The sequence below is a fragment of the Stutzerimonas sp. LR2 genome (genome assembly GCF_055755175.1).
Genome location: NZ_JBVTRR010000096.1, coordinates 1 through 581 on the forward strand (window position 1 = coordinate 1; position 581 = coordinate 581).

1 protein-coding gene is annotated in these 581 nt (G+C 43.5%); it reads left to right on the plus strand.

Translation table 11 applies throughout. The annotated features are described in order from the left end of the window. Window positions 1–581: PAAR domain-containing protein (locus ACVRRC_RS22240; RefSeq protein WP_472997615.1), on the plus strand; the 581-nt coding region annotated here is incomplete at both ends.

Consider the following 581-nt stretch of genomic DNA (forward strand, 5'->3'; position numbering starts at 1 on the left):
AACGTGCTTTAATAAAAAAGCATTAAGAGTGGGTGACCCGACAACAAAATGCCCGAAATGTGGACAGACAGGCACCGTTGTTTCTGGGCAGCAAGGTTTTCTAAATCATGGGAAACTTCAAGCCGTACATGACTCAATTGTACAATGCGGCTGTCCGGCAGGTTCTAACAAGGTTATTGCTCATAGTGTAGCAGCACAAGCCCAGCCAAGTCGTTTTGCAACTCAAGCCCCAGCACCATCAACACCTTCACAGGGAACCAGCTTTGGCAGTCGGATCAACCCCGTAGCGCCAGCACCTTTAAATGGTGAATGCAGGGTTTCAGATAACTTGCTCTATGATGGCGTTTTTGTGTGGACGGAAACATTTGGTTCAGGCCATTCATTTATAACAATCCACAAAAATAATAAAGTCTCATTATATTCATACGGTCGCTACGGAACGCCAGGACCATTAACTTTAACGGGTGATGGAATACTTTTATATATGACCGGTGAGGATGCTCGAAAATACATCAGAGATGAGTTATATATAACGAATGCAAGGGTTTTTAAAATAACAGATGCGGACACAGACAAAACAG